This is a genomic window from Pedobacter sp. ASV12 (assembly GCF_016429155.1).
In the GTDB taxonomy this organism is placed as follows: domain Bacteria; phylum Bacteroidota; class Bacteroidia; order Sphingobacteriales; family Sphingobacteriaceae; genus Pedobacter.
In genome coordinates, this window is record NZ_JAELUC010000007.1 from 1 (window position 1) to 22343 (window position 22343).

Sequence of the window (22343 nt, forward strand, 5' to 3'; positions counted from 1 at the left end):
GATTGTGGGCGTTTTAGGCTGCATGGCCGAACGGTTGAAAGCCAAGTTTCTGGAAGAAGAAAAGCTGGTTGACGTGGTAGTAGGCCCCGATGCCTAATGCTGGCTCTTTCGTAAGCTTTGATCTGGTAACTTTTGTCGATGATGATGCCATCTAATACCCTTAGATAAGTTGTGTCATTTACATTGATGATGCCTGTTTGGGCTAATGCACGAGGGTGCTGAACTTGAGAGAAAGCATTCAGGTACATCGGGAGTAGCCATACAGCGAAAAGGATTCTTTTCATGTGCTCAAATGTTAACTTCGTTAACCATGGTGCGCAAAAGCTGATAATATTCTGCCAATTTTTCAATGATAAGGCCTTCGTCTTCTCCATCTATAACATTCATATGTAGATAAACTCGGTTGTCTTTTGTCTTGTCTAAAAAATGATTAGGGAAGTATTTAACCAAGTAGTCTTCATAAGGAGCAAAATCTTTGGTTTTCCATGTGGTAAAGTATATTCTAAATTTAGCCAATGGATTATTATTGGCCTGTTCATAAGATGCCTCTATGCCTATTTTAGGTTTTCTTGGGGCGATGTGTTCAGAATGAATGCCCAAATCCCATCCTTCCCAAGCCCACCAATCTTTATCATTTGTAATTAATTTAATCTTTTGCAAAATGGCCGCAATGCGATCCTTCTGAACAGTTAGAATACGTTGAGTGTACTGATTATAAAGTCGGATAAGGTTTTCAATTTTTTCAGAATTGTTGGCAAAGAAATTAGAAAGCTTATTGTTGTTGTAGGGATCACCGGTCATGTTTTCTATGGTTTGTATAAAGTCGTAAAGAAAAAGAAGGTATTTTTGGTTGGCTTGCGAAATGTATCGTCCAATGCGTTGTTTAACAACATTGAAGAAGTCGATGTATGAAATTATTACAAAATTGTTTTCTTGGATAAATCTTTTTTCACTAGCATCTGTAATAGCCCTAACCGTTAATATTACTTTAAAGATGTTAGTCTTGTGATATAGGGCAATTTGCCTACTATAGGCATCTAGAGGATTATAAACATTTGCGTAAATTTTGTTTTCAATGCCAATTACCATATCAGGACTTTTAATCAAGATATCCAATCTTTTGCCATCAGAATTAAGTTCTGGAATTACTTCGATCAGTCTGCTTTCGTAGCCTATTTCTTGCTCAGGTGCGATCAGCTCCAACAGCGCCTCCAAGAAGAGGTCGTTAAAGCCATGTTCGTTGTTTGGGTTAAAATAAAAGGAAAGTAGTCTGCTGCAAATTTCTTCAAATCGAGATCCAGGATATTTGCACAGTTCCAAATAGGTAGATTCGATAACAACTTTAGGAAGCCTGTCAAATTGGTCAATCAATTGTTCTAAATCAGGAAGTTGGGTGTCGTACATAAGTTGCCGTTTAGTAATGTCGCTCAAATGGAAAGAAGGCATGTGTTCTTTCTGTAAGAAAAATAGGCATAATATATCAAAATGAACATTTTGTCAAAAAAAGGAACTTTCGCTGGTAATCAACAACAACTACTATATTTGTGCATGCCCGCCTCTCTATTAGCTGCTTTTCGTCGCCAAAAAGGATTAAGCCAAGAACAGTTGGCTGCCCTTTCGGGTGTAAGTGCCAGAACTATCCAACGCATTGAAAAAGGTACGGTAGTTGCGCATCCGGCTACGCTTAAATTGCTGGCCGATTGTTTGGAAGTGGAACCCGAATTGCTTTTGGGAAAAGGGCCTGATATGGCCGCAACTGCCAGTACAAATAAGCTAGTGCCCTTGTTTCACGGCTTGGCCTTGGTCGGTTTGTTTTTTCCCATTCTCAACATCATCCTGCCTGGATTTTTGTGGTTGCTTAAAAAGGACGAACAGCCCGAATATGATCGCCAAGGCAAGCAGGCACTTAATTTTCAGCTCACGATGTCTTTTGCTTTCGTGCCTTCGGTTTTGCTGCTCATTTTCTTCTTTCCGGTAGGGTTTCCCTTAACGCTATTGATTTATTTTTACACCGTAGTGATGTGCCTGCTCAATCTCTTCAGGTCCATTAACCAACAGCCCGTTCGCTACCCCCTGTCTTTTGCATTTTTAAAATAAAACGCCTTTATGCCTTTAAAAAAGCAAAGTGTCGTGAAGGTGTCGGTAAGTTGTCGTTGAAAGGAATGGCCAAAGCCCCTAATTTTGGCCTAAACACTTTTCACGATGAAAACACAACTGCTGGCACTTGCCTTTATGCTTTACCTGCTTCCTGCTGTTGCCCAAGAAGCCAAGCAAATTCAACACCTCAACGGCCAATCGGTTAGTACGGTAGCCTTGCAAAAAAGACTGGCGCATTTGGTCGACAGTGCCAAACTTGCCGGTTTGCAGGTGGCCATTATTAACCACAACAAAATGGTGTTCGCCTCAAGCTTTGGTTATCAAGATTTGGAAAATCAAAAAGGCCTTAATGATAGTACGGTGATGTATGCCGCTTCTCTGACCAAGCCTGTAAGCGCCTATGTTTTTTTGCGTTTGGTTGATCGGGGGATATTTAATCTGGACAAACCCATACATTTTTACCTGAAAAAACCGATTGGCCAATATGAAAAATGGAAAGACCTGGCCGAAGATACCCCTGCGTTTAACCGCATTACGCCAAGGATGTTACTGGCCCACAGCGCTGGCTTGCCGGTGTTGCGCCAATTATATGGCAACAAAACCAACTTGATTGCCAGGCCGGGCGAGAGGTTCTACTACTCGAACGAAGGTCTTAACCTATTGGGCTTTATGATAGAGGAATATACCGGGAAGCCACTCGAAATAATTACCCGCGAAGAAGTTTTTGGGCCTTTGCAAATGTTGCATACCAGCATGGTCTGGGAAAAGCCGTTCGAGAGCAATTTTTCGTACGCCTATTTTAAGGATGGCAAAAAATATGGTTCGGAAAGAAGGCAAAGCAGCAGGGCTGCGGGCTCAATGTCGACAACGGCTACCGATTATGCCCATTTTGTGCTAAACCTGATGGCCCAAACAGGTCTAAGGAAAACTAGTTTTCGGCAAATGCTGTCACCCCAGATTTCGGTAACCAGCAAACGCGGGTTTGGTGTCTTAAAAGATAGCCTAACCCACGAAAACGATGCCATCAAACTGGCTTGGGGCTTGGGAATTGGTTTGTTTCAATCGCCTTATGGCAAAGCTTTTTTCCATACCGGACATGGCGAAGCCAATCAGAATTATGCGGTGGCTTTCCCTGAAAAAGGAATAGCGCTTATCCTGCTCAGCAATAGCGAAAATTTTGAAAGTGTTGGACCGGAAATTGTAAGGGCCTGCATCGGCGATAGCTATTCGCCATTTAGGTGGCTGGGCTATGGGGAAGATCACTAGACTGCCGGCCAAAAGCCACTGATTGGACTTATACATGTCGGTGGCTTTCGATGGTGAATCGAAATAAGCCCTAGCCGGGTAGTTGGTTATATGGGACCTCTCGCAGGCGACTGGCAATTTCGTGCCCTTCTTTTATCACGGTGATGTGCTGGCGAATTGCTGCAGAGGCTGTCAATCCCAGGCCTGCCAATGGCTGGCCTGGGAAAAATGCAGAGTTACAGGCTGTTGAGGTACTGCAATGCCAAGTTGCGGTATTACGGGGAAATATAGTGGCATGTGCTTTGGCTTCGTGTTTTTTACAGCCAATAGCAACCGACGCTAAAGTCTTTGTTTCGAGGTGATAAATGCATTTTTTACGATAAAATCTGTTTTTTTGCCCAGTTTGGTGACTATCGGTATGGGCTTTGAAAATGCTTATGGATGATAAAGCATTTAAAATCTATTGTATTGGGGTTCGTACTGATTGCGCTGACTAAGCCCGTATTGGCCGATATCCGCGTTTGCTATCATGGGGGCGAAAACATTTCTAGCACCAACGAAAATGGAACCGTTAGCTCGCGTCCCTTTTTTGATTCGCCTTACACCACGGGGTTTCCTTACGCTTGCAGTCCCGTGATCAGCTTGGTGTCTCAGGGTTGCGTGATGGATTTGCCGAGAGCCAGGGTTAGGGGAGATCTTTATACCTTTTCATCCTATGTGCCCTGCCCATTGGATGACTTTCATGGCTTAGGGCTGATGGCCATGCTGTTGATACTGGCTTTTTTTCGTATCAGGAAAGCCTGTTGCTGAGCGAGTCTGAAAGGTTAAGCTACAGGCTTTGGGCGCCACCTCGGATGTAAAAGATTTCGGGCTTGTTAAATTTTGTCGCCATGTGAAATTTTTGTTAACAAAATGATAATTTAAGGTTATCTTCATGTTTACTAATTTTGTGGCATGCAAATAGCAACCTATGTGATCTATGAACTATTGATCAGAATCAAGGAACTCAACCCCGATGTAGGCGACTTTGTTTCTTGCAGGAAAACCGAGCATGGTGTTTATGTCCAAACCACTGCAGGCCATGTAACCATACCCGATAGCCTTTACCACAAACAATTCGAAGAACCAACCGAAATTTCTACCGCCGAACTGCTTTCTTTGCTTTAAGCGCTTTACAAGCTCATTGAATTGCGGTTTGAAGCTCAGGCCGCCGATTGATAACGGGTTGCTGGCATTAAAATGTGCTCGGAATTATCTATTTTTATGAGGCTGGCAAGCATCGGCCTTGTTCATCTTTAGATGACCCGAAATGCCGAAGCGTAACGATAAACCAAAATTTTAATGCATACAGTTTTACCTTTTTTATTGGCCATGGTAGCAGGCATTGTACTGTTGGAAATATGGGCCACCAAATTGCGGATTGCCTATCCTATATTGCTGGTCGTAGCTGGCTTGCTCGTGAGCCTATTACCTGGCCTGCCTCACGTAAAAATCAATCCCGACCTTATTTTCTTTATATTTTTGCCACCCCTGTTGTTTGAAGCGGCCTGGTCTATTTCTTTTAAGGAAATGAAAAAGTGGTGGCGCATTATCGGAAGCTTTGCCTTTTTGGTGGTGTTTTTTACAGCTTTGTCGGTCGCGTTGGTTACCAATTACCTTATTCCAGGCTTTACCATTGCATTGGGCTTTTTGCTGGGTGGCATTGTTTCGCCACCGGATGCGGTAAGCACTGGCGCGATTATGAAATTCGTCAAAATTCCCAAATCAGCTTCGGCTATTTTGGAAGGAGAAAGCCTGCTTAACGATGCTTCTTCGCTCATTATTTTTCGCTTTGCACTGGTAGCGGTAGGTACCGGACAGTTTGTTTGGCAGGAGGCGTCGCTCGATTTTTTGTGGATGGTGCTTGGTGGCGCAGGCATTGGCTTGCTGTTGGGCTGGATATTTGTAATGGCTCATAAAAAACTGCCAACCGATGCGCCTTCCGATATTGCGCTTACCCTGATCGAACCCTATTTTATGTATTGGATAGCAGAACAACTGCACAGTTCGGGCGTATTGGCGGTAGTTTGTGGCGGCTTGTTTATGGCCAACCGGCGTCTGCTCTTTTTAAACAGTACCAGTCGCATTAGGGGCTACAGTGTGTGGGAAAGCTTTGTTTTTATTCTCAATGGCATTGTTTTTTTGTTGATCGGCTTGGGGCTTCCCGAAATTGTAGATGGTATCCGCGCTACGGGAATGCCATTGTCTACTGCCATCCGCTATGGTGTGATCGTAACCGGAGTGCTGATTGGCGCCCGAATGGTGAGTTCGTATGCGGCCATGGTGGCAACCCTTATTTTCAGGCCCAGTGTAGCGCCTCGGGCAAGCTCCAGGCGCCGACAGTTGCTGATGCCGCTAATGTTGGGCTGGACAGGCATGCGGGGTGTAGTATCGCTGGCGGCGGCCTTGTCTATACCCGTTAAATTAGATCATGGTGGATTTTTTCCTCATCGCGATCTTATCCTGTTCATTACTTTTGTGGTGATATTGCTTACCTTGGTGGTACAAGGCCTTACCTTGCCTTATCTCATTAAGTATGGCCGCATATTCGACGGTATGCGCGAAGAAGCGGAAGAAGAGGCTGTTAAAAAGCTCAAAAGAGGCCTAAAAGTACATGTGCATCAATTCCTCAAAAACAAATACGACCATGAACTGCAAGGCCATGTAGGCCTGCAACGTCTTTTGGCACATTGGGAAGAAAAACTGAAAGCCGCTGACGACGACTGGATGAACGACAAAACAAAAACCATCTATCTCGAAATGCTCGAATGCCAGCGCCAGTATCTGGTAGAACTTAACAAAGATGTAAACGTTAGCGAAGAAATCATCCGTAGCCAACTGTACCAAATCGATTTGGAGGAAGAACGCCTGAGGGTTATTTAAGCGGATATTTTTTTAATTAAGCAGTATGGCTGGTAGAAGCCAATTTCAAATCAGCAGATTCGGTTGGCTTTTATGCTACACAATTTTAGAGGTGGTACGCCTTCGAGTTGGGTTTTGAAGACGTATCTTGTTTTTCCAATTTTTTAAGAAAAATGTGGGTCTGACACTTCCGGTTTCAGGAATTAGCCTGCTTTAAACCGCTGATTTTAAATCAATCAAAACTTTTAGGGCCAATTGTTGCTTATTGAATAGGGAAATCGGAATAAGGCCGTAACTATGAATGGCAATTTTTCGAATCCTTTATGGTAAAACTAAATACAGGCATTATGAACAATCAAAATGAGCAACAAAGCAAGGGTAAAAATGCTTTAGAAGAACAGAAAAGGGAAAGAAACCAGGCCGATATAGATAGCACGACCCATCTGGAAGACGAGCGCACCAATGGAACCACCACTGCGCCTACGCCCAAAGCGGTAGAAGGTTCGCAACCAGAAACTGCCAAGCCTAGCGAAGGACATGGCAAAACCGTTGCGCCAAATGATGAAAACGGCTAAGCCTGGCATGTTCTTGTTCCAGCTTTAAATAAATAGGTACCTCGTGATTGCCCAAGTATAAGCTAAAAACCACTTCCCCTGAGGAGGTGGTTTTTAATTTATAGTTAAATATGTGTTGAAATCTCCGCAAATGCTTAAATTAGTCTGTAGCCAAAAGTCAATGACAACCGAGCATATAGACTGGATGAACGTGCTTTAGTAAGCTTCTGTTGCCAATTTATTTTAAAGCAAATATTAATCATATGAAAAAGAGGCTCTTGTTTTCCTGTTTGTTGCTGCTTGCCTCGAATTTTTGTCTTGCGCAAGCTACCGAGCTCAGAAATATCCAGGCTTCCTTGCCTAACATCCGCGATAGCCTCCGGTATGTAGATGCCTTAAACAGGATGGCCATGCTGCTGTATGAGAAAAATGTAGATAGTACCTTTTATTATACCAAAAAGGCCCGCGAAATTGCCGACCGCCATCATTACGCCAAGGGCAAAGCCGATGCCATGAACAACCTCGGCGTTTTCTTTGATATCAAAGGCAACTTTCAACTGGCCTTGCGCTATTATAATGAAGGCTATACGGTATACAAAAAACTGGCCGATTCGAGCAACTGCATACAGGCCATGATGAATATCGCCATGGTATACCAAGAAATGGGCAAAGACGATAAAGCCATTCAGCGGTTTAGCCAGACTTTTGAACAGGCCAAAAAACTGCAGCGAGACTCGATCAGGTCCCTGGTTATTTACAATTATTTATTGTCCTATCCTACACATTTCGACCGCTCAACTACCCTTAATTACATCAAGGTTGCCAAAAACATTGCCACCAAGTACAACGACAAGCGGTCGTTGTTGGCCATTGACCAATTAATTGCCGATGACCTGATTAGCCATGGCAAGCGCAGCGAAGGACTGGCCTTGCTGAACCAAACCATTACGGCCGCCATCGATAAAAAGCTCTATTACGTATCAATGGATATGCTCTTGGACATAGCCCAGCAATTGGAAGCCACTAGTCCCGATCAAACCGTAGCCTACTACAAACAGGCCATGGCTATTGCCGACCAAAACGAATACCAATACTATAGCGAGTTGCTGGCCAGAAAGCTATTCGATTTTTACGACACGCGTGGCGATCAGGCCACAGCCGCTATTTACAGTAAAAAGCTGATTAATATCCACGACATTGAGGCCAAGCGAAACAGCGAATCGGGGATAGACTACATCGATTATGCCCTTAAAGACGAGCAGGTAAAGTCGCTAGAAAACCGTTATGCCTATCAGGTAGCTTTATCGATATTGGCTGGTGTGGCTTTTTTGTTGGCTATTGCTACGGTAGTTTCGGTACGCAGGCATTTACGGCGCACCAGGCAACAGAACAGCCAGATGAAAGAAGCATTGAGTGCATTGGAGCAAAGTCAGGCAGACAATACCCGAATGATGCGGGTTGTAGCCCACGACTTGCGCAACCCGATAGGAGGGATGTATTCTATTGCCACATTGATGTTAGATGAGCCAGACCGCTCTGAAGAAGACCGGGTAATGCTCGATTTGATGAAAACATCGGGGCAGCACTCGCTTGAATTGGTTGATAACCTGTTGCAGCTGCAGTTTAGCAGCGAAGAGCTTAAGAAAGAACCTGTTGATATTGCAGAGATGTTGCAGTATTGCGTTTCCCTGTTGCACAGCAAAGCCGAGGCCAAAAAGCAGCAACTGAGCTTAGAAACCGTGCCCGCAACCTTGTCGGCCAGCAGGGAAAAGCTTTGGAGGGTAATCAGCAATCTCATTGCCAATGCCATTAAATTCAGTCCAAATGATGCCAAAATCAAGGTCAAGATGATTAAAAACGAACTGGGTATCCGCATTTTGGTAAAAGACGAAGGTATTGGCATCCCAGCCGAAATGGGTGAAAAGATATTCGATTTGTTTACCGAAGCTAAAAGGCCGGGCACTGCTGGCGAACAGCCTTTTGGTATGGGCCTGGCCATTTCAAAGCAGATTGTGGAGGCGCACAACGGCAAGATATGGTTCGAAAACAACGAGGCAAGCGGTACAACTTTCTTTGTAGAACTACCCACTAAGTTAGCTGAGGCTAAAGCTTAGCGAACCCCCAGGCTTAAAGCAACTGGAAACTCGTCGGCTTCAATTGGTTTTGGCAAGCCTAACCATCCGCGCAACGTAGGCCAGGCCAATTATTGTAAAATAAAATTGTAAACTTTGTAAAATCAAACAATCAGTTTATGGGTACCTTTCAAACCTTGGCAACTACCAGCAACAAATACATTTTAGGCTTGTTGGCGTTGTTGCTCACTACGGTAATCTGTACGGCTTTTAGCCTCGGCAAAAACGATGGCTTCGACCTAGCCAAACAAGAAATCCTGCTGCGCAAAATTGGGCATGAAGTATTGCTGCATGCTGGCGATGATACCTCGAGGGTATTGCCGGTAAAGAAAATAGGCTACAACGAATATGAGCTCAGGTTTGAGAACGAGTTTGCTTTTCAGCCTGATTCACTGATCAAAATTATTAGTCGAACATTGGCTAAAGATGAATTGGCAACTAATTATATGGTCAACGTACGTAGCTGCGTAGCCAGGGAGGTGATATTTGGATATATGGTTTTTAAGAACCAATCTAATAACATTGTGCCTTGCACAGGCCGGGTACAGCCCAAAGGTTGTTACCTTATTGATATTAAGTTTGAAAGCCCAATGATTTCTGTGGCGCAAAAGAGCTACCTGATTGGGGGTTTGCCCATGTTGGCTTTCATCGGGTTGCTGCTGTTTCGCGCCGCAAACACGAGGGGCAGGCAAAAGAATGTAAAAATTACAGGCGAAAATCATTTTAAAATAGGCGCTACCTTATTCGATGCGCAAAAACGGCAACTGGTTTTAGGCGAAACGCTAACCGAACTCACTATTAAAGAAAGCAAGCTGCTTGCCATTTTTGCCTCTTCTCCAAATACCATTGTAGCAAGAAGCAGGCTGCAAAAGGAAATATGGGAAGATGAAGGAGTTATTGTTGGCCGTAGTTTAGACGTCTTCATTTCCAAGCTGAGGAGAAAACTAGAAGACGATCCGGCTGTGAGTTTGGTGAACATCCATGGCAAGGGCTATAAGCTGGAAATTATCGATCCAGATTAATTAATTCTAGAGCTAAAAGTGCTACAGCGTCATTGTAATGGCTTTTTTACAAAAATAGGAAAGCAGAAATTCACGATCTTATAAATTAGCAGAATTGTAAAAACTGGTGATAATTTAAGAATCGATTTGAGGCAAACTGAAGAAAAAGGTTTCACCAAATTGTACGTGAAAGCAAATAAACAAACGACTAATTATTTCAGATGAAGAAATTACATATTTTAACCGCTCTGGCACTCATTTGCGCTGCTTTAACCAGCAAGGCGCAATTAGATCCCCTCTCATCGCAGTATTATTATAACCGTTATCAAACCAATTCGGCTTTTGCAGGGTTTGAGCACGGCATAAACCTGAATGTAGGCTTCAGAAGCATGTGGAACAATATTCCAGGTGCTCCCGTAACGCAGGCTGTTACCTTCGATTATGGCTTTCAACGTTCGGGCGTGGGCCTCAACGTTTACAACGACAAAGCCGGTTTGCAGCGTCAGACCAAGGTGTTGGCCAGTTACGCCTATCATTTGCCACTTAATGAAAAAAGCAAGCTGAATTTTGGCGTTTCGCTGGGCTTTACCAATCAGCGTTTGAGTACTTCCGATATTAACGGTAATCCGAACGATGTATTGGTGGGCCAGTACAACGACCGCGAAACCTATATCGATGGCGATTTTGGCGTGGCCTATACCAATGACCGTTTAACGGTAAGTGCCTCCTTGCCCAACCTGAACAAGCTGTTTAACCGTGATGGTTCGAAAGTGGCTGATATTTCGCGCTTCTACTCGGCGGTAAGCTATAAAATTCCATTGGCAGGTACAGGACTGGAGGGAGAACTGCTTGAACCTTTGGTAGCCTACCGAATGGTTGAGGGCTATAAGGACATTTGGGATGCGGGTGCACAGCTATCGGTGTTTGAGCAGCAGGTTTTGCTTTCGGCTATTTACCACAGTACCGAAAATGCAACTTTTGGCCTGGGTATGGACTACAAGAGAAAATACCTGATCAGTGGCTTGTACACCACCAATACTTCGCAGCTGAGCAATTATACCAATGGTAACTTTGAACTTTATCTCAGGATAAAATTTGGTAAATAAGCCTAGTTTAATTCAAGGGAGAAAGGCAAATCGTTTAACCCGGTTTGCCTTTTTTAATGGCCTGAGTTTGGCTGATAGCGGTGTGTTTGGTATATTTAGTCATGCTAAGCATAGCGAAAGACATAGACGAATACATTGCCGGTTTCCCTCAAGATGTGCAGGCCATATTGCAACAAGTACGCACAACGATAGCACAAGCCGCCCCAGAAGCCACCGAAGCTATTAAATATGCTATTCCAACTTTTGTGTTCCACGGCAACCTGGTGCATTTTGCAGGCTACAAAAATCACGTCGGCTTTTATGCCACACCGGGCGCGCATGAGGATTTTGCCCAAGAACTGGCGCCCTATAAACAGGGCAAAGGTTCGGTACAATTCCGATAGACCAACCCATGCCTTTGAGCCTCATCGCTCGGATGGTCAAATACCGGATGCAGAAAAACCTGGACAAGCTGGCGGGCAAAAAGAAATAGCTATTTTTTTCTGAAAAGGGCAATTAATCCCAAAATTGGTCCAATGGCCAACACCATATAAATGTATTGTGCATTTTGATTGGTTAGCAGGGCATTGATCAGTTGCACACTGGCAATAGTGGTGGCAAAGCCCATGCAGTTAACCATGGTCAAGGCTGTTCCTTTCCATTCTTCGTCGGCATTTTGAGCTACCAGTGTAGAAAACAAAGGCGAATCGGCAATTACAGCGATTCCCCAAACCAATAAAAAGAACAGCAGTAAGGGCAACGACGAATTTAACAATACCAAAGGCGAAAGCAAGGCACAGGTGCAGGAAATGCCCAAGGCCATGATGGCTGTTTTTTTCGTTCCCAGGCGCAAGGAGAGCAGGCCACTGCCTACGCAGGCCAAGCTGCCAATACCGATAATGCAAAAGGAAAGCCACGAAATAGGCAAGCGCAGTTGCGGATAATGTTGTTGGTAGTTAGCCAACATCAGCGGTACAAATACCCAAAAGGCATACAGTTCCCACATGTGTCCCAAATACCCCAAAACGGCCGACCTAAAATTTTGGTTTTTAAAGCCCCTTAAAAATGCCAGCCAGTTTAATTGTTGCGCAGGTTTGCGGTATGGTCCATCGGCAACGCAAAACCGGATGGACAAGCCACCGATAACAGCAAGTAGCGAAGTGGCATAAACCACATATTGCCATTTCAAGGCAGGCAAGCTTTTGAGCAGGTGCGGAAAAGCAGTGCCCAAAACCAGGGCGCCCACCAAAAAGCCTAAGGACTTGCCCAAGCTTTGCTGGTAATAATCGGAAGCAATTTTCATCCCCACCGGATAAATCCCCGCTAAAAAGAAACCTGTAAGAGCTCTTGATAAAATCAGGCCACTGGCACCTAATCCAGGCAGTACCATCATCAGGTTAGCCATCGCCGCAATAAGCGCACAAATAAAAAAGACTTTCGAGGGCGAAAAGCGGTCGGCAATACCGAGCAGGGCAAATACCAGCGTGCCTACAATGAAGCCTAGCTGCACCGCGCTGGCCAAATGACCCAAATAGCTGGTCTTAACTTCGTAGGCCTGGGCAATATCTGCTATAATTGCATTGCCTGCAAACCACAAAGAAGTACAAAAGAACTGCGCCGTTACAATCGTGGGCAAAATCCATTTGGGTACAGGTGGCTTGGCAAGAGGCATGATCGGGTGCTTGATTTGAACGCAATTTAGGGAAATCATGAAGTAAATACACTTTCCAGGTTTTAAAACTTCGCAAGTGCTTTTCCTAAAAAGTCCGCAGCTTGATCAGGGCCATAAAATGATCTCTGAACTTGTCGCTAATCGGAATTTGCTTGTTGCCCAGGTAAAGGTGGTTATCCTGTATTTTATCCACCTGCCTGATGTTCACGATGTACGAGTTGTGTACCCTTACAAAAGGAAGCTTTAACAGGCTCTCTACTTCTTTTAGCCGTTTGTAAACCAGCAATTGCTCGTTGGCTGTGGCCAAGCGCACATACTCTTTTTCGCCTTCAAAATAAAGGATGTTTTCGAGGTGGATTTTGTTTAGGGTTTTACCCGATTTGACAAAGAAATATTCGTCCTGCAACATTCCGTTTTCGGATGCCTTTGCAGGTTCTGGCTTGTCAAAATAGAATTCTATTTTCTGAATGGCAGATAGAAAGCGTTTCAGCGTAATGGGTTTAAGCAGGTAATCGATGGTTTGGTAGCTGTAGCTTTCGGCGGCGTGTTCAGAATAGGCGGTGGTGAATACAATTTTTACGCCAGGAGGCAATAAACCGGCCAATTCCATCCCGTTTAACATGGGCATGTTGATGTCGAGAAAGACAAAATCGACCCGATTTTCCTTCAAATAAGCCAAGGCCTCGAGCGCATTGTAGCAGATGGTAGCCAAGTTCCAGTCGGTGGTTTGCTTCACCAGCACTTCGAGCAGGTTCACTGCATTCGGCTCGTCGTCAATGATCATGCAGGTTAAACTCATTGTATCGGAATTTTAAAGTAAGCCATAAAATAGCCTTCGGCTTCGCCGGTACGCAACTCAAAATCGTCGTTGTATAAAATAGCCAAGCGCTTGCGCAGGTTTTCGATACCCGAACCCACGGTACGCTCGGGTTTTGCCGCTACCGTGTTGATGGTTTTGAAAATGAGGGTGTCGCCTTCTTGCAGCAACGAAATATCAACCTGATTGTTGGCGCTGGTTTTGTCTATGCCATGCTTAAAAATATTCTCTACAAAGGTCATCATCAACATGGGTGGTATTTGATAATCGTCAGCGTAGTCTTTTGTAAAATTCAGGGCAATCTGATGCCTGATCCTGATTTTTTCCAGCTCGATGTAATTCTCCAGAAAATTCAGTTCGGTGGAAATGAAGACTTTTGTTTTTGGGCTATCATCAACAAAGTAACGCATCATATCGGCCAAACGCTCAATCAATCCTGCGGTTCTCGGCGCCTCAATGTAAGCTTCGTAATAGATGTTGTTGAGGGTATTGAACAAAAAGTGGGGCTGCACCTGCGATTTGAGCAGGTTGAGTTCGGCCTGTGTTTTTTGCAACAGGATTTCTTCCGTCTGTTTTTTCAATCCGAAATAGGCCAGGGCAATCCTGAAGATGAAGCTGAGCAGAAAAATAAGCAAGCCACTGATGCTGATGTAGAGCAAGCGAAGAAAAGTGGTTTTCTCGGGCATGTCGTGGCCAAAAAAGGTATTGTACACATAATTGACCAAATAGCCCTTCGAAATGCCATAAGCCAGTAAAAAAACGATCACCAAAATTACATAAAGTGTTTTTTGGTTGCGTTCGTAAAAACGTGGAAAGAGCCAGTTGATGTTACCGTAAATAATGAGGGCATAAAATAGGGTATTGATGAGGTTGAATACAAAAGACTGGCCAATGGTGCTCAGCGGCAAAGTAGAGAAGAATGAAATCAGAAAGATGGCGGTCCACACCAACCATTGAAACTGTGTCGTATTTACCTTCTTGGGGTCTAGGAAATGCATTGCTAAATATACAAAGTTGCTACTTAAGCTGCACTGCGGCTTCAACCATTTGCCCCTAATTTTAAACCGATGTGCCAATACAACAAAACCGGGCTGTGGTTAAAAATATCTACCATATGGTTGAATGCATGCCATTAAAAAAACTTCAATTCCAACATTTGGTATTCAATTAAACGCAAAATGATGAAAAAGTTGATTTCCCTGGGTATGGCCCTTGCAATGGGCAGCCTGTGGTCTGTTGCCCATGCACAAAAAGTAGATACCATCCGCTTAAAAGACCAGCGCCTGCTTACCTCGGCCTTGAAACCTGGCCTCAAACAATACCTTGTTTATTTTCAGATGCCGAAAAGTCCAAAAGACCTGAAATATTGGCTTTGGCTACGCGACATTAAACGAGAAAACAAACATGGAGAAGACGTATTTGCCATCAGTCAGCATTGGTATGGCAGCGACAGTACGACTTACCGCGAAGTATATTCGCTAAACCGTGCCAAAGATTTTCTGCCGATTTACCATGCCGAAACCGTTGCAGGCAAGCGCAAAGCCTTTAACTGGAGCGCTGCCGGCATTACAGGAGCCGATACCGTTGCCCAAAATACCCAAAAGGCCTTCAAGCTCGATTTTAACCAACCGTGTTTCAATTGGAACCTGGATATCGAAACTTTCGAGATGTTGCCTTTGGCGGCGGGCAAGACCTTCGCCATTAATTTTTACGATGCTGGTTTTGATGTGCCTAAATATGTAAACTATACCGTAACCGGCAGCGAACTGCTGCATACTTTAGATGGCCAAAAAGTAGATTGCTGGCTGTTGCGCACCGAAAGCGAAAATAGGGGAGCCAAATACGTGCAGACTTTCTGGATCAGCAAAAAAGGGCACGAATTATTGAAAGAAGAAGATGCTTTTCCAAATGGCTATCGCTACAAAGTGAAATTGCCGGCACTGGCCCCTGATGTTTATGCACGTTTTCTCAAAAAATAGACAGCTATGAAATTAAATCCTTTTAAATATGCATTGTTGGTCCTGCTTTTTCCGTTTTTGGCCAACGCACAGCAAACGCCACAGGCTATTTTGCAAAAAGCGAAATCGGTTATGGGCCTTGATCGCTTAAAAAAACCAGTATTTCATTTTTACTATAATGAAGTCAGTTTGGGACGAGAACAATCCGACCGTACTTATGCGCCTTTCTTCACAACCGCTACCCAGGCCGAAGTTTGGTACAGTGCCCAGCATAATGTGCAGCGCATGGAGCAAAATACCATTCGCGTGGGTACGGGCCCGGGCAAAAACCCGGTTGTGGTGTACAATGGCGTCGGCAAAAATTATTTTGTGAGAGATACGGTTTATAAGCCCTTCCATTTTGAGTACGATAAGCTGAATGTTTGGATGGTGCTGCTCGATTGGTTGGCCGATCCGGAGGTAAAACAGGTCAAAAATGAGCGGTATCGTGATTTTGGCCGTTTGGTGCTGGCGCGCAAGGCTGCCGTTGGCGAAGAGCGTTTGTTTATAGATCCTAAAACTTATTTTCCAATCAAACTCGACTATTACGAACTGCATAGTCTTTGGGGGCAGCAACACATTGAAGTGGTTTACAGCAACTGGAAGCTAACCGATAACAGTTTTTATCCCAATTCGGCCTTTAGGCTGGAAGACGGCGAGCCAATGTTTTATCGTACGCTGGGCAAAAGCGACCTGTCTGATTCGCTTAGTCTGTTCAGCAAAATCGGAAGCCTGCCGGCAACAGGGCCTAAGCATGTTAGCCTGGAGTGGTATAGTTCTGAACAGCCAACGCTCATTAAAGTGAGCGAAAACACTTATTTGAGCAAAAACAGGATGTATACCGAAACATTTACCCGCGTTGGCGATACCATTTACCTGTTGGATGCCACGCTGAACGAAGAAAGAGCCAAACAAGACGAACAACTGATTAAAAAAATATTTCCGGGCATCAATAAGTTTGTACTGGTGGTTACCGATTTGGCCTGGCCTCATATTGGGGGCATGCGCTATTGGGTGAGCAAGGGAGCAGCCGTAATCTCGCATCCGGCATCGAAGCAGTTTATAGCAAAGGTGGTTGCTCGCAAATGGATTTTTCAGCCAGACGAACTACAAAAACATCCGGTAAAACTGAAATTCGTAGCCGTAGAGCAGCTTAGGGCGCTGGCCAACAACCAACTGCAAATATTTCCGATAAACGGTATCGGCAGTGAGGGCGCTTTGGCTTGTTACCTGCCTGCCGATCAATTGCTTTGGGCCAGCGACTATATCCAAACGGTATCGTCGGCTTCGGCCTATGCCAAAGAGGTGGTTGATGCAGTAAACCGCGAAAAACTCAAACCGTTAAAAATGGTAGCCCAGCATGTAGGGCTAACCGATTGGCAACAGGTTTTGAAGATAAACCCATAGCGGTGAGGTTGGGTAACCATTAAGGGGTTGAGTAAATCGTGTTTAACTTTCATTCTCTTAATTCCTTAATGGTTAAATGAATAATGCTTTATCTTTTTGAGACTAATTCTTTAACCAATGCCAATTGCCATACTTTGCGGGCTCAAAAAAAGCTTCGGGCAAGGGTACATTGGTCTTAAAATCGTGGTAGGCCTCGGTTTGGATCAACTGGTTGTTGGCAAAAATCTTGATTTCGGTTTCATGCCATATCTTGTTGATGAGCTGATGCTTAGCAAAATGGCACTCCAGCCGGCTTTTTTCCTTTTGTTGGATCATCCTAACCAAATAATGGTCCTTGGCGTCGAACCATAACTGGCTTTTGCTGCTGTCGGCACTGGCGGTGCCAAAAACAACGGCAGCGCGTCCGTTCCAGGTGGTTTTGTAGCTTTTGCTAAGGTCAAAGCCATCGGCACCCAATTTTTTGAATACTTCATCGGCTTTATCGTAGTACATGCCTCCCAACAAATAAATCAGGATGTTGGGGTTAACCACTGGCTGACTGGCCTTGGCTTGCCTAAAGTTGTAGGCCGTGTCGCCTCGGTAGATAACGGCATTTCCCGCTTTCGGATCTCCAAAATCAATGCGGAACAAGCGTGGAAAAATACCTGCTTCGTACCAGGTTTGCGTACGACTTAACGTATCGGCCTTGTAAAACCCTGTTTGTTGCGTAAACGTGATGGTCTTTGGCCATTTCCCGTAAAATTTTTGATGGATTTCCCTAAAATCCTTGCTCAAAGTTTGGGCACCTGCATTTAATGCCCCAAAAATTAGTGCCGTAATTACACAGAACAAACGTGTGCGTTGAAGTTTTGACATGTTGAGTGCTTGTTTAGCTTTAAATTACGAAATAAACTGAACGGTTGTGTATTTATTGAAGAATGATGAACTTGACCCCTCTAGCTATCAAAAACCTACATCATGAAAAACAGTCGGCCCGCTTAGGCTTTATTCGCCTGTGGCCATGCGCTGGGCATGCCTCCAAATCGAGAACAACACAAATAACCTAAATATATCATCAAAATTTATGAAAAAAAGTCTCCTTATTTTTTGTTTATCCCTGCTTTTTGTACACTTGGCCAAAGCACAGGAACTGCCTTCCGAACTGCAAACGCCAGAAGTGGTGTCGCTTAACCGCATGCCCATGCGCGCTTCGGCATTTGCCTACGAAAACAAGGAATTGGCCAGCAAAAGAAACAAAGAAAAATCAGCTTATTTTATCTCCTTAAACGGTACCTGGAAATTCAATTGGGTACAAGATCCACGCAAACGCCCCTTGGATTTCTACAAACCCGATTTCAACGACTCGAAATGGGATAATTTTAAAGTGCCTGCCAACTGGGAGGTAAACGGCTATGGTTTACCTATTTATGTGAACCAGCCCTACGAGTTTGCCGGTCGCAAGCTAACTGGCAACAGGATGAATCCTCCTTTCGATATTCCTGAAGACAACAATCCGGTGGGTTCGTACCGCAGGAAAATCACCATCCCTGAAAACTGGAAAAACAGACAGGTATTTATCAGTCTGGGTGCCGTAAAATCGGCCTTCTTTATTTGGGTAAACGGCAAAAAAGTGGGCTATAGCGAAGACAGCAAGCTGGCTGCCGAATTTGATATCACCAATTATGTAAAACCAGGCGAAAACACCATCGCCTTACAGGTTTACCGTTGGAGCGATGGCAGCTACCTCGAGTGCCAGGATATGTGGCGCATTTCGGGTATCGAACGCGATGTTTACCTCTACTCGACCCCAAAAATAGACGTACGTGATTTCAAGGTCATCGGCAATTTAGACCCAACCTACACCAACGGCTTGTTGGATGTAAACCTGACCGTAGAAAACTACAAAATAGATCAACGCACCAACCACAGCAGGCCCGACAGCTTTTATGTAGCCCTCGATTTGCAGGATGCCAAAGGCAATACGGTTTGGAAAGATGCTACAGGCGCCAAAGCGGTTTTGGGCAATTACAAGAGCAATGTGGCTTTTAAAACCCAAATCAGCAACATCAAAACCTGGTCGGCCGAAATCCCTTACCTCTATACTTTATACATTACCTTGAAAGACAAAAGTGGCGAAGTGCTCGAAGTAATTCCGCAGCGCGTGGGCTTCCGCTCGGTAGAAATTAAAGGCAGCGATTTGCTGGTAAACGGCAAGCGTATCTTCCTAAAAGGCGTAAACCGGCACGAACACAATGCCACGCAAGGGCATACGCTTACCCACGACGATATGCGCAAAGACATGGAAATGATGAAAAAGCTCAACGTCAATGCCGTTCGCCACTCGCATTATCCGCCAGATCCTTATTGGATGGAACTTTGCGACGAGTATGGTTTATACGTAATTGACGAAGCCAACATCGAATCGCATGGCCGTTACTATAGCTTGGAAACCACTTTCGCCAACGATAAAAAATGGCGCATACCGCATTTGGAGCGCATTACCAGGATGTACGAGCGCGACAAGAACCACGCTTCGGTAATTACCTGGTCGCTGGGCAACGAAGCAGGCAATGGCGTCAACTTTTACGAAGGCTACGAATGGCTGAAACAAAAAGACGGCAGACCGGTACAGTATGAGCGTGCCGAAAACGACTTCAATACCGATATGATCGTACCGCAATACCCTGACCCGAATTGGTTGGTCAGGTACTCGAACGGCAAGAGCGAGCGCCCAATGATCATGAGCGAATACGCACACATCATGGGCAACAGCTTGGGTAATTTTAAAGAATACTGGGATGCTATTGAGAGCCACCCGAAACTACAAGGCGGTTTTATCTGGGAGTGGATAGACCAAGGCATTGATACCGTTAAAAACGGCAAACGCATTTTGGCCTATGGTGGCGATTTCCCTTTGCAGGGCCCGGTTAACGAAGATTTTAGCGACAACAACTTCTGCGTAAAAGGCGTGGTAACCGCTTACCGTGGCTTAACTCCGATGGCTATCGAAGCCAAAAAGGTTTATCAGTTTATCAAGACCAGCTATTTGGGCAATAACCAAATCAGCATAAACAACAGCTATTTCTTCCGCGATATTGCCAACATGCAATTGGATTGGCAGTTGTTGGAAGATGGCAAGCTCATTGAAACAGGCACCTTGCCAACGCTCAATATTGGTCCGCGTCAATCTACAACCTTTACCTTACCTATTAAAGCTAAAGCCAAAACAGGCAAGGAATATTTCCTAACCGTACGCTATCGCTTAAAAACCGAGGAACCATTTTTAGAAAAAGGCTACGAAATAGCTACCGACCAATTTGTTTGGGCGGGTGCGCCAAAAACGGCCACTTATGCCGAAGTGAAGAAAGCACTTAAAGTGGAGCAAACCGCCGATCAGGCCATCGTCAAAGGCAGCGATTTTACGCTCACCTTCGACCTGAAAAAAGGCACGTTGAGTAGCTATGTCTCCAAAGGAAAAGAATTGTTGGTGGAAGGTCCGCAACCAGGGTTTTACCGTGCCCCAACCGATAACGACATCGGTGCCGGCCTAAACAAATCGTTGCGCATGTGGCGCAATGTGTACCAAACTACCGATCCAGCGCAGAAAAAAGCGACGGTAAATGCTACCGCAGATAAATTTGTCTTGACCGTTCAATCCACCTTGTTAAACGGCGACGCGGTAACCACACAGGTTTTTGAAGTATTGGCTGATGGCAGCATTTTGGTTAAAAACAAGTTCGATGCGGTTAAAGGAAAATATAGAACCATGATGCGTATCGGCAACGATTTGCAACTGAACAAGGCTTACAGCAATATCGAATGGTATGGCCGCGGACCGGGAGAAAACTATTGGGACAGAAAAACCGCTTCGCTGATTGGGACCTACAAACAAACCGTTGACGAGCAGTATTTCCCTTATGCCCGTCCGCAGGAAAGCGGCAACAAAACCGATGTGCGCTGGGTAAGCTTTACCGATAAACAAGGCAAAGGCCTTCGTTTTGAAGTGGCCGATAGCCTGTTGAGTTTTGGTGCTTTGCCTTATGCCGTTGAAGATTTGGATCCGGAAGCCGAAAAGAAACAATACCACTCTGGCGAATTGGTTAAACGCAACCAGATTTATGTACACATGGACATGAAACAGCTGGGTGTTCAGGGAATTGACAGTTGGGGTTCGTTGCCCTTGAAAGAATATCAAATTCCTTATCAAAATCAGGAGTATAGCTATTGGATTAAACCTATTAAATAAAATGAAAGCCAAATTATTTCTTATCATGGCATTATTTGTTGGTGTTCAGGCCTTTGCTCAAGAAGCAAAACTGGCACCAACGCCACCCATGGGCTGGATGAGCTGGAACCTTTTGGCCGATAAGGTTAACGAAAAAGACCTGCGCGAAATGGCTGATGCGATGGTGGCCAATGGCCTGGTCAAAGCGGGGTATCAGTATATCTTTATCGACGATTGCTGGCAGGGCGGACGCGATTACAAAAACAACATCATTGCCGACCCTAAAAAGTTTCCCTCGGGCATTAAAGCCCTGGCCGATTACCTGCATGCCAAAGGCATGAAATTGGGCATTTATTCGGATGCCGCGCCTCTAACCTGCGCAGGCTATACCGGTAGCCTGAATTTTGAAGAACAAGATGCCAAAACCTTCGCTTCTTGGGGCGTCGATTATTTGAAATACGATTATTGCGGGGCACCCGAGGATGTAGAAACCGCCAAAAAGCGCTACACTAAAATGGCCAATGCCCTACGCAAATCGGGTAGGGACATTGTATTGGGCGTTTGCGAATGGGGCCCGCGCAAACCCTGGGAATGGGCCGCACAAGCCGGCGGACAAAGCTGGCGTGCTACTTTTGATCTGCGCGACAAATGGAAAGATAAAGGCAACGGCATTGATGCGGTTGGCGTAATGGACGTAGTTGATCGTATTGCCGAGCTGGGCCAATATTCTGGGCCGGGCCATTGGAACGACGGAGATATGCTCATTATCGGGCTCAAAGGCCATAAAGGGCCATCGGGCGATTTGGGAGGCAAAGGCTGTACCGATACCGAGTACCAGAGCCAAATGAGCTTGTGGTGTATGCTCAACTCGCCCTTGTATATGAGCAACGATTTGCGCAACATGAGCAGTGCTACTCAAAAAATCCTATCCAATGAAGAAGTGCTGGCCCTTAACCAAGATGTATTGGGCAAGCAGGCCGAACGCAAAATCAAGAATGAAACCTGGAATATTTTCGTAAAACCCCTAGCCAACGGCGATGTTGCTGTGGCGATTTTGAACCGGTCGGAAACTGCCCAAAATGCACAGGTTAGCTTTGCCGATTTGGGCCTGATGGGCAAATACGAAATCAGGGATTTGTGGCAGCACCAGGTATTGGGCAAAGACAAACAATGGAAAGGAAAAGTTGATACGCACGAAACCAAAGTGTTCAGACTGAAGAAGATTTAAGCA

19 protein-coding genes are annotated in these 22343 nt (G+C 44.9%); 14 read left to right on the forward strand and 5 right to left on the reverse strand.

Annotated elements, in window-relative coordinates:
• Positions 1 to 288 precede the first annotated feature (288 nt).
• Entirely contained in the window at positions 289 to 1404 is a 1116-nt protein-coding gene (locus JHD69_RS03645) for a PD-(D/E)XK nuclease family protein (RefSeq protein ID WP_199137508.1), read from the reverse strand.
• A 144-nt stretch (positions 1405 to 1548) separates the two neighbouring features.
• Here JHD69_RS03645 and JHD69_RS03650 point away from each other — a divergent pair, with 144 nt between their 5' ends.
• From JHD69_RS03650 to JHD69_RS03695, 10 genes are all read left to right on the forward strand, one after another.
• Positions 1549 to 2097, forward strand: coding sequence for a helix-turn-helix domain-containing protein (locus tag JHD69_RS03650; protein ID WP_199137510.1), 549 nt, complete (start codon positions 1549 to 1551; stop codon positions 2095 to 2097).
• A 105-nt stretch (positions 2098 to 2202) separates the two neighbouring features.
• Positions 2203 to 3363, forward strand: a complete 1161-nt coding sequence (locus JHD69_RS03655) for a serine hydrolase domain-containing protein (RefSeq protein ID WP_199137512.1) — start codon at positions 2203 to 2205, stop codon at positions 3361 to 3363.
• A gap of 420 nt (positions 3364 to 3783) precedes the next feature.
• Positions 3784 to 4152, forward strand: a complete 369-nt coding sequence (locus JHD69_RS03660; protein WP_199137514.1) for a hypothetical protein — start codon at positions 3784 to 3786, stop codon at positions 4150 to 4152.
• 144 nt (positions 4153 to 4296) lie between these two features.
• Positions 4297 to 4509 (forward strand): hypothetical protein, encoded by a 213-nt coding sequence (locus JHD69_RS03665; protein WP_199137516.1) that lies wholly within the window; start codon positions 4297 to 4299, stop codon positions 4507 to 4509.
• Between the two features lie 174 nt (positions 4510 to 4683).
• On the forward strand, positions 4684 to 6264 hold the full coding sequence (locus tag JHD69_RS03670) for a Na+/H+ antiporter (RefSeq protein WP_199137518.1): 1581 nt from the start codon (positions 4684 to 4686) through the stop codon (positions 6262 to 6264).
• Positions 6265 to 6590: 326 nt separating this feature from the next.
• Positions 6591 to 6818, forward strand: a complete 228-nt coding sequence (locus JHD69_RS03675; RefSeq protein WP_199137520.1) for a hypothetical protein — start codon at positions 6591 to 6593, stop codon at positions 6816 to 6818.
• Between the two features lie 242 nt (positions 6819 to 7060).
• Positions 7061 to 8911: a tetratricopeptide repeat-containing sensor histidine kinase gene (locus JHD69_RS03680; RefSeq protein WP_199137522.1), complete on the forward strand. Its 1851-nt coding sequence runs from the start codon at positions 7061 to 7063 to the stop codon at positions 8909 to 8911.
• A gap of 137 nt (positions 8912 to 9048) precedes the next feature.
• Positions 9049 to 9951, forward strand: coding sequence for a winged helix-turn-helix domain-containing protein (locus JHD69_RS03685; protein WP_199137524.1), 903 nt, complete (start codon positions 9049 to 9051; stop codon positions 9949 to 9951).
• 200 nt (positions 9952 to 10151) lie between these two features.
• A complete protein-coding gene (locus JHD69_RS03690) occupies positions 10152 to 11036 on the forward strand; it encodes a PorP/SprF family type IX secretion system membrane protein (protein WP_199137526.1) in 885 nt (294 codons plus the stop codon).
• Between the two features lie 101 nt (positions 11037 to 11137).
• Positions 11138 to 11419 (forward strand): iron chaperone, encoded by a 282-nt coding sequence (locus JHD69_RS03695; protein ID WP_233165675.1) that lies wholly within the window; start codon positions 11138 to 11140, stop codon positions 11417 to 11419.
• 89 nt (positions 11420 to 11508) lie between these two features.
• Here the strand turns inward: JHD69_RS03695 and JHD69_RS03700 are convergent, their stop codons facing one another.
• The 3 genes from JHD69_RS03700 to JHD69_RS03710 all read right to left on the reverse strand — a co-directional run bounded on the left by JHD69_RS03700 (position 11509) and on the right by JHD69_RS03710 (position 14502).
• Positions 11509 to 12687, reverse strand: coding sequence for an MFS transporter (locus JHD69_RS03700; RefSeq protein WP_199137527.1), 1179 nt, complete (start codon positions 12685 to 12687; stop codon positions 11509 to 11511).
• Between the two features lie 85 nt (positions 12688 to 12772).
• Positions 12773 to 13486, reverse strand: a complete 714-nt coding sequence (locus JHD69_RS03705) for a LytR/AlgR family response regulator transcription factor (protein WP_199137528.1) — start codon at positions 13484 to 13486, stop codon at positions 12773 to 12775.
• Positions 13483 to 14502 (reverse strand): sensor histidine kinase, encoded by a 1020-nt coding sequence (locus tag JHD69_RS03710; protein WP_199137529.1) that lies wholly within the window; start codon positions 14500 to 14502, stop codon positions 13483 to 13485. The genes JHD69_RS03705 and JHD69_RS03710 overlap by 4 nt, the downstream gene beginning before the upstream one ends.
• A 183-nt stretch (positions 14503 to 14685) precedes the next feature.
• Here JHD69_RS03710 and JHD69_RS03715 point away from each other — a divergent pair, with 183 nt between their 5' ends.
• Together JHD69_RS03715 and JHD69_RS03720 are read left to right on the forward strand one after the other, a co-directional pair.
• Positions 14686 to 15483 carry a DUF3108 domain-containing protein gene (locus tag JHD69_RS03715; protein ID WP_199137530.1) on the forward strand — a complete coding sequence of 266 codons (798 nt, stop codon included), beginning with the start codon at positions 14686 to 14688 and terminating at the stop codon, positions 15481 to 15483.
• Between the two features lie 6 nt (positions 15484 to 15489).
• The gene (locus JHD69_RS03720) at positions 15490 to 16908 is read left to right on the forward strand and encodes a hypothetical protein (protein WP_199137531.1); all 1419 of its coding nucleotides are present in this window, start codon (positions 15490 to 15492) and stop codon (positions 16906 to 16908) included.
• A 102-nt stretch (positions 16909 to 17010) separates the two neighbouring features.
• On the opposite strand, the gene JHD69_RS03725 is transcribed toward JHD69_RS03720, so the two are convergent.
• Positions 17011 to 17763: a LolA family protein gene (locus tag JHD69_RS03725; protein ID WP_199137533.1), complete on the reverse strand. Its 753-nt coding sequence runs from the start codon at positions 17761 to 17763 to the stop codon at positions 17011 to 17013.
• 208 nt (positions 17764 to 17971) lie between these two features.
• On the opposite strand from JHD69_RS03725, the gene JHD69_RS03730 reads away from it, so the two are divergent.
• Positions 17972 to 21133: a glycoside hydrolase family 2 TIM barrel-domain containing protein gene (locus JHD69_RS03730; RefSeq protein WP_199137534.1), complete on the forward strand. Its 3162-nt coding sequence runs from the start codon at positions 17972 to 17974 to the stop codon at positions 21131 to 21133.
• A 25-nt stretch (positions 21134 to 21158) separates the two neighbouring features.
• Positions 21159 to 22340, forward strand: coding sequence for a glycoside hydrolase family 27 protein (locus JHD69_RS03735; protein WP_199137535.1), 1182 nt, complete (start codon positions 21159 to 21161; stop codon positions 22338 to 22340).
• Positions 22341 to 22343 lie beyond the last annotated feature (3 nt).